16 protein-coding genes and 1 pseudogene are annotated in these 19,876 nt (G+C 60.1%); 8 read left to right on the top strand and 9 right to left on the bottom strand.

Annotation, left to right across the window (positions count from 1 at the left end; translation table 11 throughout):
* Window positions 1–4: 4 nt before the first annotated feature.
* Both G463_RS0113405 and G463_RS0113400 read right to left on the bottom strand, forming a co-directional pair.
* Window positions 5–1,288: a homoserine dehydrogenase gene (locus tag G463_RS0113405; RefSeq protein ID WP_026975583.1), complete on the bottom strand. Its 1,284-nt coding sequence runs from the start codon at window positions 1,286–1,288 to the stop codon at window positions 5–7.
* Between the two features lie 45 nt (window positions 1,289–1,333).
* Window positions 1,334–1,777, bottom strand: coding sequence for an ACT domain-containing protein (locus G463_RS0113400; RefSeq protein WP_026975582.1), 444 nt, complete (start codon window positions 1,775–1,777; stop codon window positions 1,334–1,336).
* 152 nt (window positions 1,778–1,929) lie between these two features.
* On the opposite strand from G463_RS0113400, the gene G463_RS20435 reads away from it, so the two are divergent.
* Entirely contained in the window at window positions 1,930–2,808 is an 879-nt protein-coding gene (locus G463_RS20435; RefSeq protein WP_084171691.1) for an SPL family radical SAM protein, read from the top strand.
* Window positions 2,809–2,886: 78 nt separating this feature from the next.
* Here G463_RS20435 and G463_RS0113390 read toward each other — a convergent pair whose 3' ends face one another.
* From G463_RS0113390 to G463_RS0113380, 3 genes are all read right to left on the bottom strand, one after another.
* Window positions 2,887–4,089: a sugar ABC transporter permease gene (locus tag G463_RS0113390; RefSeq protein WP_026975581.1), complete on the bottom strand. Its 1,203-nt coding sequence runs from the start codon at window positions 4,087–4,089 to the stop codon at window positions 2,887–2,889.
* Complete coding sequence (locus G463_RS0113385) at window positions 4,086–4,901, bottom strand: ATP-binding cassette domain-containing protein (RefSeq protein WP_245575911.1); 816 nt, start codon at window positions 4,899–4,901, stop codon at window positions 4,086–4,088. Before G463_RS0113385 ends, G463_RS0113390 begins: the two co-directional genes overlap by 4 nt.
* A 102-nt stretch (window positions 4,902–5,003) precedes the next feature.
* Window positions 5,004–6,098, bottom strand: coding sequence for a sugar ABC transporter substrate-binding protein (locus G463_RS0113380; RefSeq protein ID WP_026975579.1), 1,095 nt, complete (start codon window positions 6,096–6,098; stop codon window positions 5,004–5,006).
* A gap of 384 nt (window positions 6,099–6,482) precedes the next feature.
* Here G463_RS0113380 and G463_RS0113375 point away from each other — a divergent pair, with 384 nt between their 5' ends.
* From G463_RS0113375 to G463_RS0113360, 4 genes are read left to right on the top strand one after another with little or no spacing between them, the layout of a single operon-like run.
* Entirely contained in the window at window positions 6,483–7,940 is a 1,458-nt protein-coding gene (locus G463_RS0113375) for a PTS mannitol transporter subunit IIBC (protein ID WP_026975578.1), read from the top strand.
* Between the two features lie 13 nt (window positions 7,941–7,953).
* Window positions 7,954–10,041: a BglG family transcription antiterminator gene (locus G463_RS0113370; protein ID WP_169725479.1), complete on the top strand. Its 2,088-nt coding sequence runs from the start codon at window positions 7,954–7,956 to the stop codon at window positions 10,039–10,041.
* 5 nt (window positions 10,042–10,046) lie between these two features.
* The gene (locus tag G463_RS0113365) at window positions 10,047–10,481 is read left to right on the top strand and encodes a PTS mannitol transporter subunit IIA (RefSeq protein ID WP_026975576.1); all 435 of its coding nucleotides are present in this window, start codon (window positions 10,047–10,049) and stop codon (window positions 10,479–10,481) included.
* The gene (locus G463_RS0113360) at window positions 10,481–11,641 is read left to right on the top strand and encodes a mannitol-1-phosphate 5-dehydrogenase (protein WP_026975575.1); all 1,161 of its coding nucleotides are present in this window, start codon (window positions 10,481–10,483) and stop codon (window positions 11,639–11,641) included. The genes G463_RS0113365 and G463_RS0113360 overlap by 1 nt, the downstream gene beginning before the upstream one ends.
* A gap of 80 nt (window positions 11,642–11,721) precedes the next feature.
* Here G463_RS0113360 and G463_RS0113355 read toward each other — a convergent pair whose 3' ends face one another.
* The 3 genes from G463_RS0113355 to G463_RS0113345 form a co-directional block, all read right to left on the bottom strand.
* Window positions 11,722–12,207, bottom strand: coding sequence for a glutathione peroxidase (locus G463_RS0113355; protein WP_026975574.1), 486 nt, complete (start codon window positions 12,205–12,207; stop codon window positions 11,722–11,724).
* Window positions 12,208–12,278: 71 nt separating this feature from the next.
* Window positions 12,279–13,340 carry a ThiF family adenylyltransferase gene (locus tag G463_RS0113350; RefSeq protein ID WP_084171689.1) on the bottom strand — a complete coding sequence of 354 codons (1,062 nt, stop codon included), beginning with the start codon at window positions 13,338–13,340 and terminating at the stop codon, window positions 12,279–12,281.
* Between the two features lie 107 nt (window positions 13,341–13,447).
* Window positions 13,448–16,885 carry a pyruvate carboxylase gene (locus G463_RS0113345; RefSeq protein ID WP_026975572.1) on the bottom strand — a complete coding sequence of 1,146 codons (3,438 nt, stop codon included), beginning with the start codon at window positions 16,883–16,885 and terminating at the stop codon, window positions 13,448–13,450.
* A 280-nt stretch (window positions 16,886–17,165) separates the two neighbouring features.
* Between G463_RS0113345 and G463_RS20430 the strand changes: the two genes are divergently transcribed.
* The 3 genes from G463_RS20430 to G463_RS20425 are packed head-to-tail and all read left to right on the top strand — an operon-like array spanning window position 17,166 to window position 19,018.
* Window positions 17,166–17,780 carry an ABC transporter ATP-binding protein gene (locus tag G463_RS20430; protein ID WP_051322299.1) on the top strand — a complete coding sequence of 205 codons (615 nt, stop codon included), beginning with the start codon at window positions 17,166–17,168 and terminating at the stop codon, window positions 17,778–17,780.
* On the top strand, window positions 17,777–18,178 hold the full coding sequence (locus G463_RS0113335) for a hypothetical protein (RefSeq protein WP_026975571.1): 402 nt from the start codon (window positions 17,777–17,779) through the stop codon (window positions 18,176–18,178). Before G463_RS20430 ends, G463_RS0113335 begins: the two co-directional genes overlap by 4 nt.
* A gap of 15 nt (window positions 18,179–18,193) precedes the next feature.
* Window positions 18,194–19,018: an ABC transporter permease gene (locus G463_RS20425; RefSeq protein WP_084171687.1), complete on the top strand. Its 825-nt coding sequence runs from the start codon at window positions 18,194–18,196 to the stop codon at window positions 19,016–19,018.
* Window positions 19,019–19,577: 559 nt separating this feature from the next.
* Here the strand turns inward: G463_RS20425 and G463_RS23215 are convergent.
* Window positions 19,578–19,876, bottom strand: a pseudogene (locus G463_RS23215) (IS4 family transposase); the annotation flags it as partial.

Below are 19,876 nucleotides of genomic sequence, written 5' to 3'. Positions count from 1 at the left end.
TGGCTCAGGCCACTTCCACCGGCAGCACGCAGCACACGCGCTGTACATTGGGCGAGGATTCCAATGCGGCCAACACATTTTTCAGCGCCTGCCGGCCGACGAGGTGCGTGACAATCACAATTTCCGCGAGGCCGGACGGCACCGGTCGCTGCATGACGGTTTCCATGCTCACGTCTGCGTTCCCGAAGATGCTGGCGATGTCCGCGAACACCCCCGGTTGATCCGTCGCGTGCAGACGTACGTAATGACGCTGCGGCGGCGCTTCGTTGGGATGTACCGGCTTGTGCGTGAGACACATGTGCGGGGCGCTGGGCCGCGCCCCCATCTGCAGATTGCGAAGAATTTCAATGATGTCTCCCATGACGGCGCTGGCGGTGGGCAAGCTTCCGGCACCGCGGCCGTAGAACATCAGGTCTCCGGCGGCATCTCCGCGAACGTAGAGCGCGTTGTTGGCACCGGACACGTGCGCCAGGGGATGGTGCTTGGGAATCAGCGACGGCTGAACGCGCAGGACCAGCTTTCCTTCCAGATCGAGTCCCTCCGCAATCAATTTGATGACCGCGCCCAACTCCCGCGCGTATTGCACATCGGCTGCGGTGATGTTGCGGATGCCCTGCACTTCCACATCGGCCAATCGCACGTCCGTATTGAAAGCGAGCGAAGCCAGAATCGTCAGCTTGCGGGCGGCATCCAGACCGTCCACGTCCGCTGACGGATCCGCCTCGGCGTACCCGAGCGCCTGCGCTTCCGCCAGCACTTCTGAGAAATCGGCGCCGGTGTCCGTCATCTTGGACAGAATGAAGTTGGAGGTGCCGTTCACAATGCCTTTGAGCGAGGTGATCTCGTTGCCAGTGAGGCACTCTTTCAGCGGGCGAATGAGCGGGATGGCGCCTCCGACCGCCGCTTCGTAGAGCACATGGACGCCCGATGCCTCGGCCGCTGCGTAAATTTCAGCGCCGTGCAACGCCATCAGGTCCTTGTTGGCGGTGACCACGTGTTTGCCGCGCCGCAGCGCTTCGAGGATGTATGCGCGGGCCGGCTCGATACCTCCGATGGTTTCCACCACCACGGAGATTTTCGGATCTTCGAGAATTTCGGCGGCAGAAGCGGTCAACCAGTCCGGATTCAGTTCGACATTTCTCGGTTTGTTCACATCGCGGACCAAAATTTTCTCTATCACCGGGCGATATCCCGTGAGATCCGCAATTTTGGCCTGCCGCCTGTGGATCAATTCCACCACGCCGCCGCCGACCGTTCCGCATCCCAGCAATCCAATGTACACGTTCATTGCTGTCTCTCCACTCCCTCACCATCCGTGAATTCCGTCTGTTTCTCACGCACTCTGACCGACAATGGTCACGTTTTCCACGCCGTTCACTTCGCGCAGTTGATCCAGTGCGCTGTCCAAATCCCCCACCATGTCACGAGTCTCCGCGGAAACAATGACGGTGGCCACCCCTTGCAGCGGCAGCGACTGGTTGATGGTCAAAATGTTCATTTTGCGGACCGCCAGCGTGTTCAGCACTTCCGACAAGACGCCGGGGATGTGCCGCAGCGTCAACGCAACGGTGACAATGTGCCCCTGCACCGCACTGTGGAATGGGCGGACCACGTCCTTGTACTTGTAGTAGGCGCTGCGCGAGAGGCCGACGCGTTGGACCGCTTCCGACACGCTCCAGTCCGGATGACGCTGCAATAGTTCGGTCACTTCCACCGTCTTGCGCACAACTTCCGGCAGGTGTGACCGGCGAATGAGGTAGAATGGATCTTCAGACATGCCGCCTCACCTTTGTCTACATGAGAAAAACAAGTGTATTTGTAATGTGTACATTGTACGGGTGCACGGGAATGAAGGCAAGAGGAAAATTCGGCAATTTTCGTGAATCGTTTGCGAATGTGGCGGCTGACCGAACGACAGGGGGGATTGCAGTGATTCCAGTCAAGCAAGTGAGGCGTGCACTGCAGCCGCAGCGGGGCGGATTCTTGAATACGTTCACCCACACCCTGCAACCCTACGCCGGCTGTGCGTTTGGCCAAGCCACCTCGCAAGGGCAGGGGTGTCCATACTGTTATGTTCGCCGATTGCCCGTTGCGCTGTTTGCCGCCAGCCCCTGGGGGGAATGGGTGGTGGCGAAAGAGAATATCGCCGATGTGCTGCGCCGGGAAATGCATCGATTGGCCAAGCGCGGCATGCTTCCCACGCTGCGGATTTTCATGAGTTCCGCAACCGATCCGTACCAGGGCGCGGAGACCGGTCTCCGCCTCACGCGGGCCTGCCTCGAGGTGTTCGCGGAATATCCGCCGGCGCTTCTCGTGGTGCAGACGCGCTCGCCGCTGGTGGTTCGGGATGTGGATGTGCTGCAGCGCATTCCCGGGGCCTGGGTCAGTCTGACGCTGGAAACGAACGAGGAGCTGGTTCGTCGCGCGTTCACCCCCACCTCGCCGACGGTGGCCAGCCGCCTTGACGCGATGCAGCAGCTCCTGCAGGCCGGAATCCCGGTTCAGGCCGCCGTCAGTCCGATGCTGCCCAACACGCCGGACGTGTTCGCGCGTTTGCTCAAACATCGGTGCACGCGCGCGGTGGTGGATACGTTGTTCCACGGGGACGGCGCCCACGGTCGCCGGTCGGAGGCGTTGGGATTGCGCGCGTTGTTCGAACGGCTGGGCTACGCCGAGTGGTACCACAGGTCCGCCCATCTGCCGTTGCTCCGGGCGTTGGAGAGCGAGCTGGGGGCGCATCGCGTGCAGTTCAGCCAGGCGGGCTTTAACGCCATCGGAGACGAGGGAGACGCGTTCGCGAGATCCTGAGTGGAGGCGATGAGAGCGTCGTTGGGTGGACAGGGCGTGCCGGATGCTCCGGCACGCCACGGCGCCGACATGTGTGACTCATCTTCCCGCCGTTCGGCGCCGATTGCGGGTGATGGTGTCGATGGTCACGGCGATGAGCAGAATGCCGCCTTCCACAATGTATTTCGTGCTGGATGGCGCGCTCAGCAGGTCCATCCCATTCTCCACACTGCCAATGACAAACGCGCCGGCCAATGCGTTCCAAATACTGCCGCGGCCGCCAAACAAACTCGTGCCGCCAATCACCGCCGCCGCGATGGAATCCAGCAGCAGGTCACCACCGCCGGAGGCGGGGGACGCAGATCCGAGGCGGGACGCGCCGATGATACCGCCGATGGCCCCCATGGCGCCGCTCAGGGTAAAGATGGCAATCCGTATTTTGCGGATGTTGATGCCGGCCCGCCGGGCCGCTTCCTTGTTGCCCCCGACCGCATAGATGTGGCGGCCGAACACGGTGGATTGCGTGACGAACGAGAACAACACGACGAACGCGAGCAGGATCAATCCTGCCACGGGAAAGCCTCGGTACGAGTTGAGCACGCCCACCACGACGGCGGCCACCACGACCACCACGGCACAGCGAAGTGCGATGGAACGCAGCGAGAGAAACGAAAGGTTTCTCGCCCGCCGCCCGCGCTGCACCAGGATGAGGCTGGCCGTGTACAGAACCACCGCAATCAACGCGACAATCCAGCCAGCCCAGGCGGGAATGTACGAAGCCGCGATGCCGAGCAGCGTATGGCTGAAGATGGGAACGGTTCCCGTGCTGCCGAGGAACGCGAGCAAAATGCCCTGATATCCCAGGGAGCCGGCCAGCGTGACGATGAAGGCGGGCACGCCTATCATGGTGACCCAGATTCCCTGGAAGCCGCCAATGATGACGCCGGTCAAAATGGCCGCGATGATACAGATCCAAGGATTGATCCCCGCGTTCGACAACAGCACCAGTACCGCGGCGGCGACACCGCTGACTGCCGCGATGGACAGGTCAATTTCACCCAGCAGCAGGATGAATGTTTCGCCAATCCCCAACATACCAATCTCGGTAATTTGCAGGGTCAGGTTGGACAGGTTTCGGCCGGAGAGAAAGTTGCCATTGACACTTTCAAAGATGACCCATATGACGATGAGCGCCAGAATCACGGGGAGAAGTCCCAGGTCACCGGCGCGGACGCGGTCTCGCCAATTCTCCACCCATCCGCCGCTTTTCGGCTGCAGCGTACGCTCGAACTGAATGCTCATTCTTGGATTGCCACCTCCTCTGCGGAACCGGTGATGGCCGCGACCACTTGGTCGAGCGACGTTTCGCACTTCACAAAGTTGGCCACTGTCCGCCCCAGACGGAGCACCACAATGCGATCCGCGACCTGAAACACATCTGTCATGTTGTGTGAAATCATGAGAACGGCGACACCGTTGCCGGCCAGGCGCTCAATCAGTTCCAAGACCGCCTTCGTCTGCGTGACGCCGAGCGCTGCCGTCGGTTCGTCGAGCATCACGAGTTTCGATCCCCACAGGACCGCCCGGGCCACGGCCACGGTCTGACGCTGTCCACCCGACAAGCTGGCCACCAGCGTACTCAAGGGGGGCAGGTTGATGCCCAGCTCTTTGAGGACCGGGATGGCTCGTTTCTCCATCTCCGATTTGCGCATGAGTTTCGGCAAGCCCGGAATGAGGGTCCGATGGAGCTCACGCCCGAGAAAGAGATTCGAGACGATGTCCAGATTGTCACACAGCGCTAAATCCTGATACACCGTTTGGATCCCCAATCGTTCCGCCACCGCCGGGCTGGTGAGATGCACGGGCTGGCCTTCGAAGAAGATCTCGCCGTCATCCGGGGTCTCCACGCCGCTGATCATTTTGATGGTGGTGGACTTCCCTGCGCCGTTATCGCCAACCAACGCCACCACTTCCCCCGGATGCACGTCAAGTGATACACCCTGCAACGCCTGAACCGCGCCAAATCGCTTGCGGATGGCGCGCACACTCAGAAGCGGCGCTGTCCCATCGCCCGCTGTGACCGGCTGGTCCTCGGGCACCTGTACGTCCGTCAATGCAAACACCTCCCGAATGCTGTTCGACCAATGCACGTCCGGCAGTTCTGGCAGAAAAAGAGAGCGCAGGCCAGGCCCCGCGCCCTCCGGCTCTCGCCGTCCCTATTGTGCGGGATGCTGAATCTTGTCCATGGTGGTAAATCCGTCCTGAATCACGGTGGACTGGATGTTGTCTTTGGTCACGACGACCGGTTGCAGCAAGGCGGCCGGGACGTCTTCGGCGCCGTTGTTGACCTTGCCGTTCACGAGATCCGAGCCGATGGTCTTGCCATCCACGATGTCCACCGCCAGTTGAGCTGCAATCTTCGCCTCCTTCGGAACCGCTTTGTACACCGTCATCGACTGCGTGCCCTGCAGAATGTCGTGGAGGCCTGCATCGGTGGCGTCCTGGCCGGTGACCGGTACCTTGCCGGACAATCCCTGGGCGGACAGCGCTTGAATCACCGCTCCCGCCAAGCCGTCGTTGGCGGCGAGCACCGCGTCGACCTTGTTGTTCAGCTTGGTCAGGGCCGCCTCCATCTCGCGTTGTCCGTTGGCGGGATCCCAGTTCGGCGTGTAGCTTTGATAGCCCAGCTTCAACTTGCCGCTGTTGAACAGGGGATCGAGCACTTGATGCGCGCCTTGGGCAAACTGTAGCGCATTGTTGTCCGACTGGGCTCCGTTAATCATCACCACCGTGCCGCCCTGCGGCGTGTGGTCCGCGATGAATTGCCCCTGCAACTTTCCAACCTCCAGATTGTCAAAGGAGACGTAGTAGTCCACTTTTGAGTTGACAATCATGCGGTCATACGAGATGACCTTCACCCCGGCTTGATTGGCCTCGCTCACAATGGCGGCTGCCGCTTTTGAGTCGACCGGGTCAATCACCAGGACCTTGGCACCGTTTGTGATGGCGGCTTCCGCCTGCTGCTGTTGGGTGGCGGAGTTGTTTTGGGCGTTCTGATAGTCCACCTCAATGCTCGGATCCAGGGCTTTCACTTCATTGATGAAGTCCGGCCTGTCCTGTGTCTCGTACCGCGCCGATGAAGTGGTGTCCGGCAACAGCAGGGCAATGATTTTCTTTCCGCTCCCGCTTCCGGAACTTCCAGTCGCCTGATTGGAAGTGTTGTTGCCGCCGCTGCTGTTCCCGCAAGCTGTGGTCAGTGTCATCGCCACGGCCACAGCGGCTCCGACCCAGTACGTGGTCTTGTTTCTCACGCATGAATCCCCCTTGTCCTTTGGATGGGTACGCGAATCTCTGTCGTGTTGGACATTGTTTGTGAGCGCAACTATTGTGGACAGAAATCGCTTTCATACAGGCCTTTCATGATGCCTGAACCCGTGCTGCAGACCATCTTGGTTGGTATAGTAAACTAAGGTTTGATTTTTTGCAATATATAGAATTGCGTGTTTCGGGGATTCTGCGTTCGTGTCGGGGGAAACATGATCACGAACCTTCAGGACCTGGGGACAACAATTCAAACTTGTCATCGTTTTGGACGTCACGGGTGAATTTCTTGACGTTGCTAATGCGCTTTCAAGGTCGTAGAGTAGCCATCGTAACCACTATATGAGGCTGAAAGCGCAAAGGAGGTCTGGTCAATGGAAGCTGTTGCACAATCTACGAGCAAGAACCGCACCGCCAATTCATCGATGAAGGCGGGCTTGCAGAAGTTCGGCGGGTTTCTGGCGGGCATGGTGATGCCCAACATCCCTGCACTTATCGCTTGGGGTTTGATTACCGCATTCTTTATTCCAACCGGTTGGACGCCGAACGCCAAGTTGAACCAACTGGTGGGGCCTTTCGTCACATTTCTCATTCCGGTGCTGATTGGGTATACGGGTGGGAAATTGGTGCACGGCGAGCGCGGCGCAGTGGTCGGCGCGTTGGCAACGGCCGGGGTGGCTGTTGGATCGTCTCAGCCCATGTTCCTCGGCGCCATGATCATGGGACCGCTCGGCGGGTATTTGGTGAAAATGTTCGACCGTATGACAAAAGACCGTATTCCGTCCGGATTCGAGATGTTGGTGAATACGTTTTCGGCGGGTATCATCGGCGGCGCCCTGGCCATCATTGGCTTTCTCGGCGTGGACAGGGTGATGACGGCTGTCTCCAACGCGCTCGGCGCGGCGGCGTCCTGGATCACGGCGGTCCATCTGCTTCCGCTGATTGCGATTTTCATTGAACCGGGCAAGGTGCTGTTCCTGAACAACGCCATCAATCACGGTATTCTCGATCCGCTCGGGATTCAGCAGGCCAAGGAGACCGGGAAATCCATCTTCTTCCTTCTGGAGACGGACCCAGGACCGGGGCTCGGTATCCTGTTGGCGTACCTGCTGTTCGGTAAGGGCAGCGTCCGGCAGTCTGCGCCTGGCGCGATTGTGATTCAGTTTCTCGGGGGAATTCACGAAATCTACTTCCCGTACATTCTGATGAAGCCCATTCTGATTCTGGCAGTCATTGCGGGCGGCATCGCGGCGGACAGCACGTTCATGCTGCTGCACGCGGGGCTCGTGGCCACGGCGTCGCCGGGCAGTATCTTCGCAGAGATGGCAATGTCTCCGCGCGGCGGGTATTTCCCGGTGTTGGCGGGCATCTTTGTGGGGGCGGCTGTTTCCCTCCTTGTTGCTTCTCTGATTCTCGCCCGCAGCCGCGAGGAGTTCAGTGAAGATTCCCTGAGTATGGCAACGAGTTTGATGAAGCAAATGAAGGCTGAGAGCAAGGGCCAGGTTGCCGCTGCCACCGTTGCGAATGCGGCGGAACGGGCGGTCTCGAAACTGCCGTCGCGTGTGATTTTCGCTTGCGAGGCCGGCATGGGCTCGAGCGCGATGGGCGCATCGTTGCTGCGCAAGCAACTGAAGGATGCAGGTTATGATATTCCGGTGGACCACATGCCGGTGAACCAACTGCCTGCGGACGCAGAGGTGGTGTTCACCCAGCAGAGTTTGTCGGAGCGGGCGCGGCAGGTGGCCACCCATGCGGTGATTTACACCGTGGACAACTTCCTGGACAAGGCGACCTATCAAGCATTCATCGAGGAGCTTGGCCAGGTTAAGTAAAGTTGGGATGAACATGACGCAACCGTTAACCACGCGCCAAGCGGTCGTACTGCACCGACTGATGCTGGATGAAAGCCAGCCGCTGGCCGAATACGCGCGGCAGCTGCAGGTCAGTAAGCGCACGCTGCAGCGGGACCTGGAGGCGATTCAGGCGTACGTGCGGCCGTTCGGGCTGGAGGTGGCGGTCAGCCGGCAGGGGGTCCAATGCATTGGACCCCCTGCGTCCCGCCAGCGCGTGCTGCGTGAAATCTCGGAACGGATGCCGCGCGAGATGGTATGGACACCGCGCCAACGCGCAGTGTACGCCGTTTTGGAACTGCTGTTGAACGATGGGCCGCTGAAACTGATGTACCTGGCGAAGCGGCTTCACGTGACGGCCGCCAGCGTCAGCCATGATTTGGATCAGGTCAGCGATTGGCTGGAAGCGCACGGACTGCGGCTGGTGCGGCGACGTGGATATGGTGTGGAAATTTCAGGACCGGAAGTGACCCGCCGGGAGATGGCTGCGGAAATCATTCACCAATTGGTGTCGATGCCGCTGCTCGTCTCCCGGCTTGGGACGTCTCCGGGCGCATCTGAGATGCAGCCACTTCCCACGTTGCTGCAGGGCTTTGGTGAAGCGCGTATCCGGACCGCGCGGCAAGTGGTGGAGGAAAGCTTGCGCGGCATCCACCCGCCGCTGGACGAAGGGGCCAAAGTGTCGTTCCTGGTCCACGTGCTCCTGGCCTGGCAGCGGGTGGACGCGGGCTGCGTGTTGCCTGAGGAAGCCACGCCGGCGCATGGCTCGATGCCGGACGTGGCGGCCGAATGGGAGACGTGCCGCAACATCCTGCAGCGTCTGTTGCCGAACGCCGCGAACCTGCGCGGGGAGGTCCAGTATCTGGCGCGTCATCTGCGGGGGGCGAAAGTGCAGCCGGCGGATCGGCGAACATTCATTCCAATGAACATGACGGTGATGGCGCTGGTGCGCCAGTTGGTGGAGAAGCTGGCGGATCTGGTGGGCGTGCCGTTATTGCAGGACGAAGCGCTGATCCTGGGGCTCACGCAGCATCTGGAACCTGCGCTGTATCGCATGCAGACCGGGCTTTCGATTCGCAATCCGTTGCTGGAAGAGGTTCAGCGGCGCTATCCCCAGTACTACGAATGGATGAGACAAGCCTGCGAGGAAGTGATGGCGCCCTACGGGAGCACGGTACCGGAGGCCGAGGTGGGTTACCTGACGATGCATCTGGGGGCCGCGATGGAGCGGTGGCAGGCGCGGACGGTCATTCGGGTGAAGATTGTCTGTCCCAATGGCATCAGTTCAGCGGCGCTCCTCGCGAGTCGCGTGCAACGCGAATTTCCCCAGGTGAAGGTGACGGGAGTGGATGCGGCACACGCGTTGGACGCGTCCAGTTGCGATTTGGTGGTCTCCACCGTGCCGTTGCCCGACCTGGACGTTCCACATGTGACGGTTTCTCCATTCTTGAATGAACCGGATGTGGTTCAGGTGCGGGAGGCGCTGCAGGCGCTTGGGAGCGTGTCCAGGACCGGAGGCGACGCATCCGGCTGGCTCCCGTCGGCGGAGACCGATCAGGGCGCCGCGGCCCGTCATCCGGCCCAGGCTGTCGGTCCCGTCCATGTCCGGGAGGTGGACGTGAACGGCGTGCCCGAGTTGATTTCCCGGGTGGCGGCGGATGTGGCCGCGTGCGGTGACGCGAGCGACGCCGCATCGGTGGCAGCCGCATTGCACGCCCGTGAACAACTGGGCAGCGTCGTCATTCCCGGACAGCACACGGCGGTGTTGCACGGACGGCCGCAGGGCCTGGTGCGGGGACACATCGCCGTGTACCGGCTGAACCGTCCACTGTCGCTGCCGAGCGTCGGCACCAGCGTGGAGTCGGTGGACTGTGTGCTGGTGCTGTTGGCGAGGTTGGAGGAGCTGCCGGAAGTGGTGGACTGGTTCGGCCGGATCAGTTCCACATTGGTGATGGACCCGGCGTTCGTGGATGTGCTCCGGCGGGCGTCGCAGGACGAAATGGAACGCGTGATGCGGCGGCTCGCGCCGACGGATTCACCCGAAGCACCATCACACAATGAAGATAAACACAGAGGAGTGTGAGGGCAGTGCAATTGCTGCGAGAATCAGACATCTTGTACAACAATCCTTCTGAATCCAAGGACGATGCCATCCGCCGCGTCGGCGGACAGCTGGTGGCCAATGGGTATGTCGAGGCGCCATATATCGAGGGTATGTTGGCGCGCGAGGCGTCCATGACCACCTACATTGGCAATGGTGTCGCCATTCCGCACAGTCTGCCGGAGTATGTTCAGCACATCCGGAAATCGGGCATCATTCTCGCACAATATCCGGAAGGCGTTGATTTCGGCGATGGCAATACCGCGTATCTGGTGATTGGCATCGCTGGGAAGCAGGATGAACACCTGGGCATTCTGTCACAGATTGCCATTGTGTGCCAGGATGAGGACAATGTGAAGAAACTCGTGGCGGCCAAGTCGTACGCGGAAATTGCTGCGGTGCTCGCGGAGGGGGAAGTCTGATGGCACGGGCGGTGCAATTTGGCGCAGGCAACATTGGGCGCGGGTTCATAGGCGCGCTGCTGCACGAGGCCGGCTTTGATGTGGTCTTCGCCGATGTGGTCCCGGCTGTGGTGGATCTCATCAACCGGGAACAGTCGTACCGGGTCATCCCCCTGTCGGCGGACGCCGTGCCGCAGCGGGTGGATGGCGTGCGTGCGGTGCAATTCGGATCGGAGGCGTGCACCCAGGCGGTCGCAGCGGCAGATGTGGTGACCACGGCGGTCGGGATCGGCAATCTTCCAGGTGTTGGACAAGTGCTGTTGGACGGGTTTCAATTGCGGCGGCAGCTCGGCGGGGACGGTATCGTGCACGTCATGGCCTGCGAAAACGCAGTCCGGGCGACATCGCAGTTGAAGGATTGGTTGTACGCGCACGCGGACGAGGCACTGGTTCGCTGGATGGACGAACACGTCGGATTTGTCGATGTGGCGGTGGACCGAATTGTGCCGAACGTGCAGGATGATTCGAAACAACCGCTGGACGTGTTCGTGGAACCGGACTTCGAGTGGGACATCGAGACGCCATCCTTGAAATGCGAGTTGCCCCTTTCCCGAGCCACGTTCGTACAGGACCTCAATCCGTTCCTGGAACGCAAGCTGTTCCTGCTCAACGGGGCTCATGCGGCGGTGGCTTATGGTGGCTATCGGAAACATTGCCAGACCATCGCAGATGCGATGAAGGAACCGCAGGTTCAACGGTTGGTGGAAGCTCTGCAGGCTGAGGTGGGACAGGCGTTGGCCCATCACCATTCCGTGTTTACGCTAGAACAGCTCGCAGCGTATGCGGAGAGCGTTCGGCGGCGGTTTGCGAATCCGCAAATCCCGGATGAAGTACGCCGTGTAGCTCGCGATCCTCGCCGTAAACTGGCGAGCAACGACCGCCTCGTCCGCCCGTGGCGCATGGCGATGGACGTGCTGCAGGATACACCCGCCCTCGAGACGGCCATCGCGCTGGGCCTGCTGTACGACCATCCGGAAGATGCGGCGGCGATGGAGATTCAGGAGTTGATCAAAACGCAGGGAATCGATGCTGCCATCACCGCGGTGACCGGGGTGTCCGACGAGGCATCGGTGGCGCGGCTGGCCAGGGCCTACGCCCGAGCACGGGCCGAGTGGGCGTGAATTGAAAAGGGTCCGTTCAATCGTTGGAGAAAGGGATGGAATCCGCCATCACGGCGGCACCATCCCTTTCTCCGTGTGACTCACGCTTCCGCATCCAGAAGTTCTTCGATGGGGCGGATCAATTGCTCCGGTGGGGTCGCTGGCGCGAAGCGCTGGACCGGGACGCCCTGGCGGTTGATGAGAAATTTGGTGAAATTCCACTTGATGGCGCCGGACAGCACGCCGCGCTGCGACTGCTTCAGGTATTGATACAGGGGATGGGCGTTCTTCCCGTTCACATCGATCTTGGCAAACAGGGGAAATGTGACGCGGAAGCGCGTGCTGCAAAATTCCCGAATCTCCGCTTCGGTGCCGGGTTCCTGGTGGCCAAACTGGTTGCACGGAAATCCGAGGACGGAAAACCCTCGGTCTTTGTAAGTCTCGTACAGAGATTGTAAGCCTTCGTACTGCGGCGTGAAGCCACACTGGCTGGCGGTGTTGACAATCAACAGGACCTGCCCGCGATATTTGTCCAGCGAGATATCGTGGCCGTCCATATCGGTGACGTGGAAATCGTAAACGCTCATGGTTTCACCCTTTCCAAAGAATGAGAGATTGTGGTGCGAACTGCACGGTGATGGCATTCAGCACCCCGGCGTCACATGCCAATGTAGCGCGCGTACAGGTTGCGGGCTTCGACGGGATTGGACACCCCGTGAATCAGCGCCCGCCCGTCCGGAAACAGGCTGATTTGGACATGGCCGAAATTGCACCACAGCAGATGCGGCTGGTAATGGACGTCGGCCACGCGGGCCAGGCGTTCCGCCAGGTTGGCGAGCGCAAACGCGGGCTCTGCTGATTCGCCGGACGACGGATTCGGGCGTACCTGCACGGTGTTGCGGCCGCACAGGGACACGGCGAGAGCGTCCTGTCGTTGTGCCAACGAAGGAAACTGCCGTCTGGCACAGCAGGGACAATCCGGATTCGGCGTGGGATACCGCACGGTCCGGAATTCGTTCCGCCACACATCAATGTGAGTGAGCCCAGGCGACAAGGCGTCCAGGTTACCGGTCAGATACTTGAGCGCCTCGGCCACCTGCAGCGAGGCGACGATGGACACCGCGGGAGCAATGACGCCGACGGTATCGCAGGTATCGTGGCCGCTACCCTGGTCCGGCCCGAACAGGCACACGAGACAAGGGGTGTGACGAGGTCGGATGATCCCGGCTGTACCGTAGGAACTGACCGCCCCGCCGTACACCCAGGGGACGTTGTGTTTGACCGCGACATCGTTGATGAGGTAGCGGACTTCAAAGTTGTCGGTGCCATCCAGGATCAGGTCCACGTCCCGGAGCCGCGATTCAGCATTGCGCCAGGTCAGGTCTTCGACAATCGCCGCCACTTCGACGGTGCGGTTTGCCTGTCGGAGTTTGGCCGCGGCGGCCAGCGCCTTTGGGACGTGGTTGTCCGCATCGGCTTCGTCGTACAGCGACTGTCGCTGCAGATTGGATGGTTCGACGATGTCTCGGTCAATCAACCGCACATAGCCGACACCGGCGCGCACCAGCTGTGAGGACAGTACGGTTCCAAGCGCCCCCAACCCGACGACGGCCACACGGGCGTTCCGCAGCTTCTCCTGGCCGCTGTGGCCGATGGGACGAAACAGAATCTGGCGGGAATATCGGTCGGACGGAACCGTGGCGGGCCCATCCTTCATCATGAACTCACCATCTCTCCAAGTGGATTGGCATCTCATCCTCATTGTACCCGATGACGGCGATGGGCGGCCTGCGATGCGAGGGCCGCCCCATCGGTTTCGGATGTGTGTTACGGTGCGATGATGGCGAGCAAATCGCCCGGCTGAATGCTGTCGCCCGGTTTGCAGAATATCTCCTGAACGACGCCGGAGAGCGGCGCCTGCACCTGTATCTCCATTTTCATGGACTCGGTTACCAAGAGCACGCTGCCCTTCTCCACGGCGTCGCCGGGACGCACCATGACGGACATGACCGTACCCGGCATGCTGGCGCCGACTTCTCCCGGCTGGCCGCTCGTCTTTCGGCGCTCCACCGCGTCAGCGGGGACGGTCCTATCCAGCACATCGACCTCACGCGGTTGACCGTTCAGTTCAAAGAACACCGTACGCTTTCCATCGGGTTGCAGTTCGCCCACGGACAGCAGTTTTACAATCAACGTCTTGCCTGGTTCGATGGTTACGCTCGTCTCCTCGCCGGGGCGCATGCCGTAAAAGAACGTCAGCGTGTCGAGCGAGGTCAAGTTCCCAAAGCGCTCCCGGTGCTGCAACAGTTCCTCGGTGACCTTCGGATACATCACGTAGGACAGGACCTGCTCCTCGGTGGGGGTGTGTCCCGTCTTTTGCGCTAACGATTCGGCTTCCGCCGCGAAATCGATGTCAGGGAGCAGTTCGCCCGGACGTCCTTCGAGCGGTTTCCGGCCCTTCAGAACGGCCTTTTGCAGCGCTTCCGGGAAACCACCATAGGGCTGGCCCATGTGTCCCATGAAATAGTCGACCACGGACGCCGGGAAGTCCAACTCGTCGGCGCGCTCCATCAACGTCTTCGCGTTCAGGCCGTTCTGTACCAAGAAGATGGCGAAGTCCCCGACCATTTTCGAGGAAGGCGTCACTTTCACGATGTCTCCGAGCAATTGGTTGACCTCGATGTACGCCCGCTTCACATCCTCAAACTTGTCGCCCAACCCCAGCGCCGTCGTCTGTTCACGGAGGTTCGTGTATTGGCCGCCCGGCATTTCATGGCGGTAAACCTCAGCGGAAGCCGTTTTCATGCCGCTTTCGAACTTGCCGTAGTACTCGCGCACCACTTCCCAGTAGTCCGCGAGTTTCTGGAGATCATCGAGGTTGTCCGGAACCTCCCGGCCACTTCCATCCAACGCCGCGACCAGCGCGTTCCAACTCGGCTGCGACGTCTGGCCGGCCAGTGCGCTGATGGCCACGTCGACAATGTCCACGCCGGCCTCCGACGCCGCCAGCAGGGTTGCGATGCCGTTGCCGCTGCTGTCGTGCGTGTGCAGGTGAATCGGGATGCCCACGTGTTCCTTCAGCGCCTTGACCAGGCGGCGCGCCGCATTTGGCTTGAGCAGACCCGCCATGTCCTTGATGGCCAGCACGTGTGCGCCCGCAGCCTCCAGTTCCTTCGCCATGTTGACGTAGTACTGCAGGGAGTATTTTTGTTTATCTGGATTGAGGATGTCACCTGTGTAACAGATGGCGGCTTCCGCAATCTTGCCGCTCGCCCGCACTTCGTCAATGGCAATCCGCATGTTGGGTACCCAGTTGAGACTGTCGAAAATGCGGAACACGTCGACGCCGTTCTCGGCGGCCTTGCGTGTGAATGCGCGAACCGCGTTGTCCGGATAGTTCTTGTAACCCACCGCATTCGCGCCGCGCAGCAACATCTGGAACAGGATGTTGGGGATGGCCTGTCGCAGAATGGCCAACCGTTCCCAGGGGTCTTCCTTGAGGAACCGCATGCTGGCGTCAAACGTCGCTCCGCCCCAGACCTCCATGGAAAACAGGTTGTGTCCATAGTGGGACGTCGCCTCGGCAATCGCCGCGAGATCTATGGTTCGCACCCGGGTGGCGAGCAGAGACTGATGAGCGTCCCGGAACGTGGTGTCCGTCAACCACAGGCGCCGTTGCTGCCGCACGTGCTTCAGCAGGCCGTCGACGCCCAATTCGTGCAACAGGTCGCGGGTGCCGCGTGGCGCTTTCTCGTCATAGCGAAAAAACGGCACCACCGGTTGCTCAACCTGGGGCTTTGGTTCGGGTCCCAAACCATCCGGCCCGTTCACGGTCACCTCCGCGATGTACGACAGCAGCTTTGTCCCTCTGTCCTTTCGCTTCGCGAACCGGAACAACTCGGGGTGGCTGTCAATGAATCCTACGTCGCAGCGGCCCGCGAGAAACTCGGGGTGGTTGACCACGTTGATGAGGAACGGGATGTTCGTCTTCACGCCGCGGATGCGGAATTCCTGGAGTGCGCGGTGAACCTTCTGCGCGGCTTTCTGGAACGTGGACGCCTGGCCGCAAATCTTCACCAGCAGTGAGTCGTAGTAGGGGAGCACGCGCGCGCCCGCGTACCCGTTACCGGCGTCGAGGCGGATGCCGAATCCACCGGCGGATCGATAGGTGGTGATGCGGCCCGTGTCCGGCAGAAACCCGTTCTGCGGGTCTTCTGTGGTGACGCGGCACTGAATCGCGTATCCGCTGGTTTCAATCTCGCCCTGGCCGGTGATGCCAATCTCCGGTGAATCCAGAGTCAGGCCCTCCGCAATGCGAATCTGCGCCTGAACGAGATCGACACCGGTGACCATTTCCGTGATGGTGTGTTCGACCTGAATGCGCGGGTTGACTTCGATGAAGTAGAAATCTCCGTCCTGCGTCAACAAGAATTCCACCGTACCCGCGTTTTCGTAGCCGACGTATTTCATCAAGCGAACCGCCGTCTCGCAGATGGACGCGCGCAGGTCGCGCGGCAGCAGGCTCGGCGCAATTTCCACCACTTTTTGATGGCGGCGTTGAATCGAGCAGTCGCGTTCCCAGAGATGCACGAGGTTGCCCTGGCTGTCGCCGAGGATCTGCACTTCAATATGCTTCGGGCGGTCAATGTATTTCTCAACGTACACGCCGTCAAAACCGAACGCCGCCTGCGCTTCGCTGCTGGCGCGGGCAAAGGCATCGGCCAGTTCCTCCCGGTTGTGGACCACGCGCATGCCGCGGCCGCCGCCGCCGCTGATGGCCTTTAAAATCACCGGATAGCCGACGGATTCGGCGAACGCCAGTGCGCTGTCCACGTCCACGGCACCCTCCGTGCCGGGAACCACGGGCACGCCCGCTGCCACTGCAATCTTTCTGGCTTCTGCTTTGTCGCCAAAGCTGCGCAGGTGTTCCGGCCGGGGGCCGATGAACGTGATCCCCGCCTTTCGGCATGCCAAAGCCAGCTCTTCACTTTCCGAGAGAAAGCCGTAACCCGGATGTACGGCATCGCAGTTGGTGCGCAGCGCGACGTCGATGATGCTCTCCACGTCAAGGTAGGCGCCCACGGGGCTTTTCCCCTGGCCAATCAGATAAGCCTCATCGGCTTTGTAGCGGTGCAAGGACAATTTGTCTTCCTCGGAGTACACAGCGACCGTTTGAATGCCGAGTTCGGTACAGGCGCGGCAGATGCGAATGGCGATCTCGCCGCGGTTGGCGACCAGGATTCTCTGAAATGGTCTGTTCCCCATGGTTCCTTCGCACAGACTCGGGCGCCCACAGCGCCCTATCTGCTCCCCCTCCTCTTGTATTTATTTTCACCCTGTTCTGATGCTGCGTTGTCTTTGCCGTCGTTCCATTCCATAATCAACCTGGAAATTCTATGGATGGAACACGGCGGGTACCATAACCCTCTGTTTCATTGTACAATTCACAAAACTACGTTAAAAGACCAAAGCATTGAAAGTTTCCGGTTGATGCGGTGCGCGGAAATGGGCATCTGAAGCGTGGCGGAAGCAATGGAGGTAGGGTATGACACTGCAGGTGGAAGGCGTTAGCAAGCGGTTCGGATTGCGGACGGCGGTGCACTGGCTGGAGCGCTTTGAGATTTCCGATTTCGCCGCGCGGCGGCTCGGGGATTTGTCCAAAGGCAATCAACAGAAGGTACAATTTATTGTCGCTGTGCTGCACCAGCCTGAACTGCTGATTTTGGATGAGCCGTTCACCGGTCTCGATCCGCTCAACACCGAGCTATTCCTCGCTGTATTCCGCGAGATTGCGGCTTCCGGCACCACGATTCTTTTCTCGAGCCACCGGTTGGATCATGTGGAAGCGCTCTGCGACGCCGTGGCCATCCTCAACCAATCCCGTCTCGTGGCCGAAGGGCGGGTGGACGAGCTGATTGCCGCGGCGCCGCCTCAGGCGCTCCGACTCGGCGGCAATTTGGACGCCATCGTACAGGGGCTGCCGGCCGGTTGCCCGTACTCGGTGCACCGGGGGCTGCTGCAGATCCCCCTGTCGGCCGTGAGGGCCCACGAGCTGTTGCGGCAGCTGTTGGCGGACGGGGGGGGGGAGGTCACCCATTACGAGTGGGTGCGCCCCAGCCTGCAGGACATTTTCCTAGAGAAGGTGGGTGCATCCCGGTGAACACTTTCAAACTCATTATTCAGCGTGAGTTTCTCACCCGCGTGAGCAAGCGCAGCTACTGGAGCTTTACTGTGTTCGGTGTGCTGCTGATGATTGCATTGGTTTTCCTGCCGACCCTCATGAACTGGATGCAGAAGAAATCCACGACCACCGTGGTGGTGTCCGATCCGCGCCATCTCATCGACGCTTCGCTTCGCCAGAACCCGGATACGATGACCGGAGACGTGCAATGGGTCTTTGCCAAACCCGGCGATGTCCCCGCAGGCAACAACGACGACATCCTGGCATATTTGAAGCGCATGCACGCCAAAGTGCTGATTGAAGTCGGCGGAACGGACGCGGCACACGCAACACTGAACGTCTTCACAGGCAGACTGCTCGACACCTCCACCGTGTAAACGGTCGAAAACAGTATGAAAGCGAGCATCACGCAGGCGCGCTTGGCGACCTTACCGCCCGCTGAGGCGCGGTTGATGATAGCGCCCATCCCTGTCACGGAGCGTTCGGTGGAGACCGGATCGTCCGGGACGAACATCGCGTTGTCGACCGTCCTCATCCACGCCATGGAAATTCTTATGATGGTCACGCTCACGCTCTATGGAACCTGGGTGGCGCAGGGGTTGATTGAGGAGAAATCGAACCGCGTGGTGGAACTCCTGTTGGTGGCCGCGAAACCTTGGCACCTGCTGTTCGGCAAAGTGATTGGCGTGGGCGCGGTCGCGCTGGTGCAGTACTTGATTTGGCTGGCCACTGTGGCGATTGCCATGCACTGGCACACGCTGGAAGGTATTGCGCTGATGCAGATTCCGGGTAAAATTCTGGTGTCGTTTCCCGTCTTCTTCGTGCTCGGCTATTTGTTCTACGCCACGCTCTATGGCATGGCGGGCAGCGTGGTGTACCGGATAAAAGAACAGCAGATGATGCTCGCGCCTGTACAGTTGTTGATGATGGTCTCCTGCTACGTCGGAATGGCAGTGCTCATCAACCCAGACAGCCGCTTCTCGGTGATTGTCTCACTGCTTCCCATGTGCGCACCCCTCGCGATGTTTGCGCGCATCACGCTGACCACGGTACCGTGGTGGCAGCTGGTGGTGAGCCTGGGTCTGTGCGCCGGATCCATCTGGGTACTGGTCCGCATGGGAGAACGCGTATATCGGCACCATGTGCTTCGCACCAGCGGCAAGAGTGGGTGGAAGCTGCTGTTCCAACGAGAACGTCAAATGGCAAATAACGGATGACTGTGATGGTGTGAGAGGTCTGAGCGCTGTTTTGTTACGGTTGGGGATTGTGTCGTAATTCCCCGGGAAATGACATGTGGAACAACATGGATTGTGAAATGAGCGGGTTTGCAAATGAAAAAAACATCACGAATGGTGATTCCGGGTGATCGCCGTTCGTTAGGGTCGCTGGCGATGTGGACAATGTGAGATTGGTGTTCTGTCGCGGCGGCCTTTGTTTGTGAAAGTGGGGGGAGCTCGATAATCTTCAGAATGCGGAGTAAAAATCCGGTTTGAATCGATGGTAAATATTGGGCATGGTGTTTTTCACTCCTGCTCCCCAGGGAAAGGATGCCGAATTGCAATGCGGTGCATCATTCTTGTCTTTGGCGTTGCCATCATTGCAAACCCAACCGGTGGGAAGCTGACCGATAAGCGGCTCCTTCCCACCTCACGATTTCGGAAAGCACCAGCCGGACCATGGAGTGCATGTCTCGTCACGCTCTTCGGAATAGGCTTGGCGGCCATCCGTTCCGCTGAAAGCCGCGGGGTATCAATCATTTACTCAAGTTTCGCACCCTTAGACAGCCAGCTTTTCCTTGATAGCGCTGGGTAAATGGGTGATAAACTGTTCAACAATCATGTCGATCACGGTGCCGTTATGAACATCTGCTGCCTCCATGATGGACCGTAGCAGTTCGATCAACAGACGCATGGCGTCGGCGAACCGGATGTCTTCGAGCTCGTCACAGCAGTCGAAGAAGAGAGCTCCTATCGTTCTTGGATCCTTCTCGTCCCGAGCAGCCGCCGACAACATGATGTATCGTGCGAAGACGATGGTGGTGTGGGCAAACATTTGGTCGTATGTCCGTCCCTGCA

The sequence above is a fragment of the Alicyclobacillus contaminans DSM 17975 genome, from assembly GCF_000429525.1.
GTDB classification, from domain to species: domain Bacteria; phylum Bacillota; class Bacilli; order Alicyclobacillales; family Alicyclobacillaceae; genus Alicyclobacillus_A; species Alicyclobacillus_A contaminans.
The sequence above is the reverse complement of the archived record's forward strand: the minus strand, read 5'-3'. Positions and strand labels throughout refer to the sequence as shown.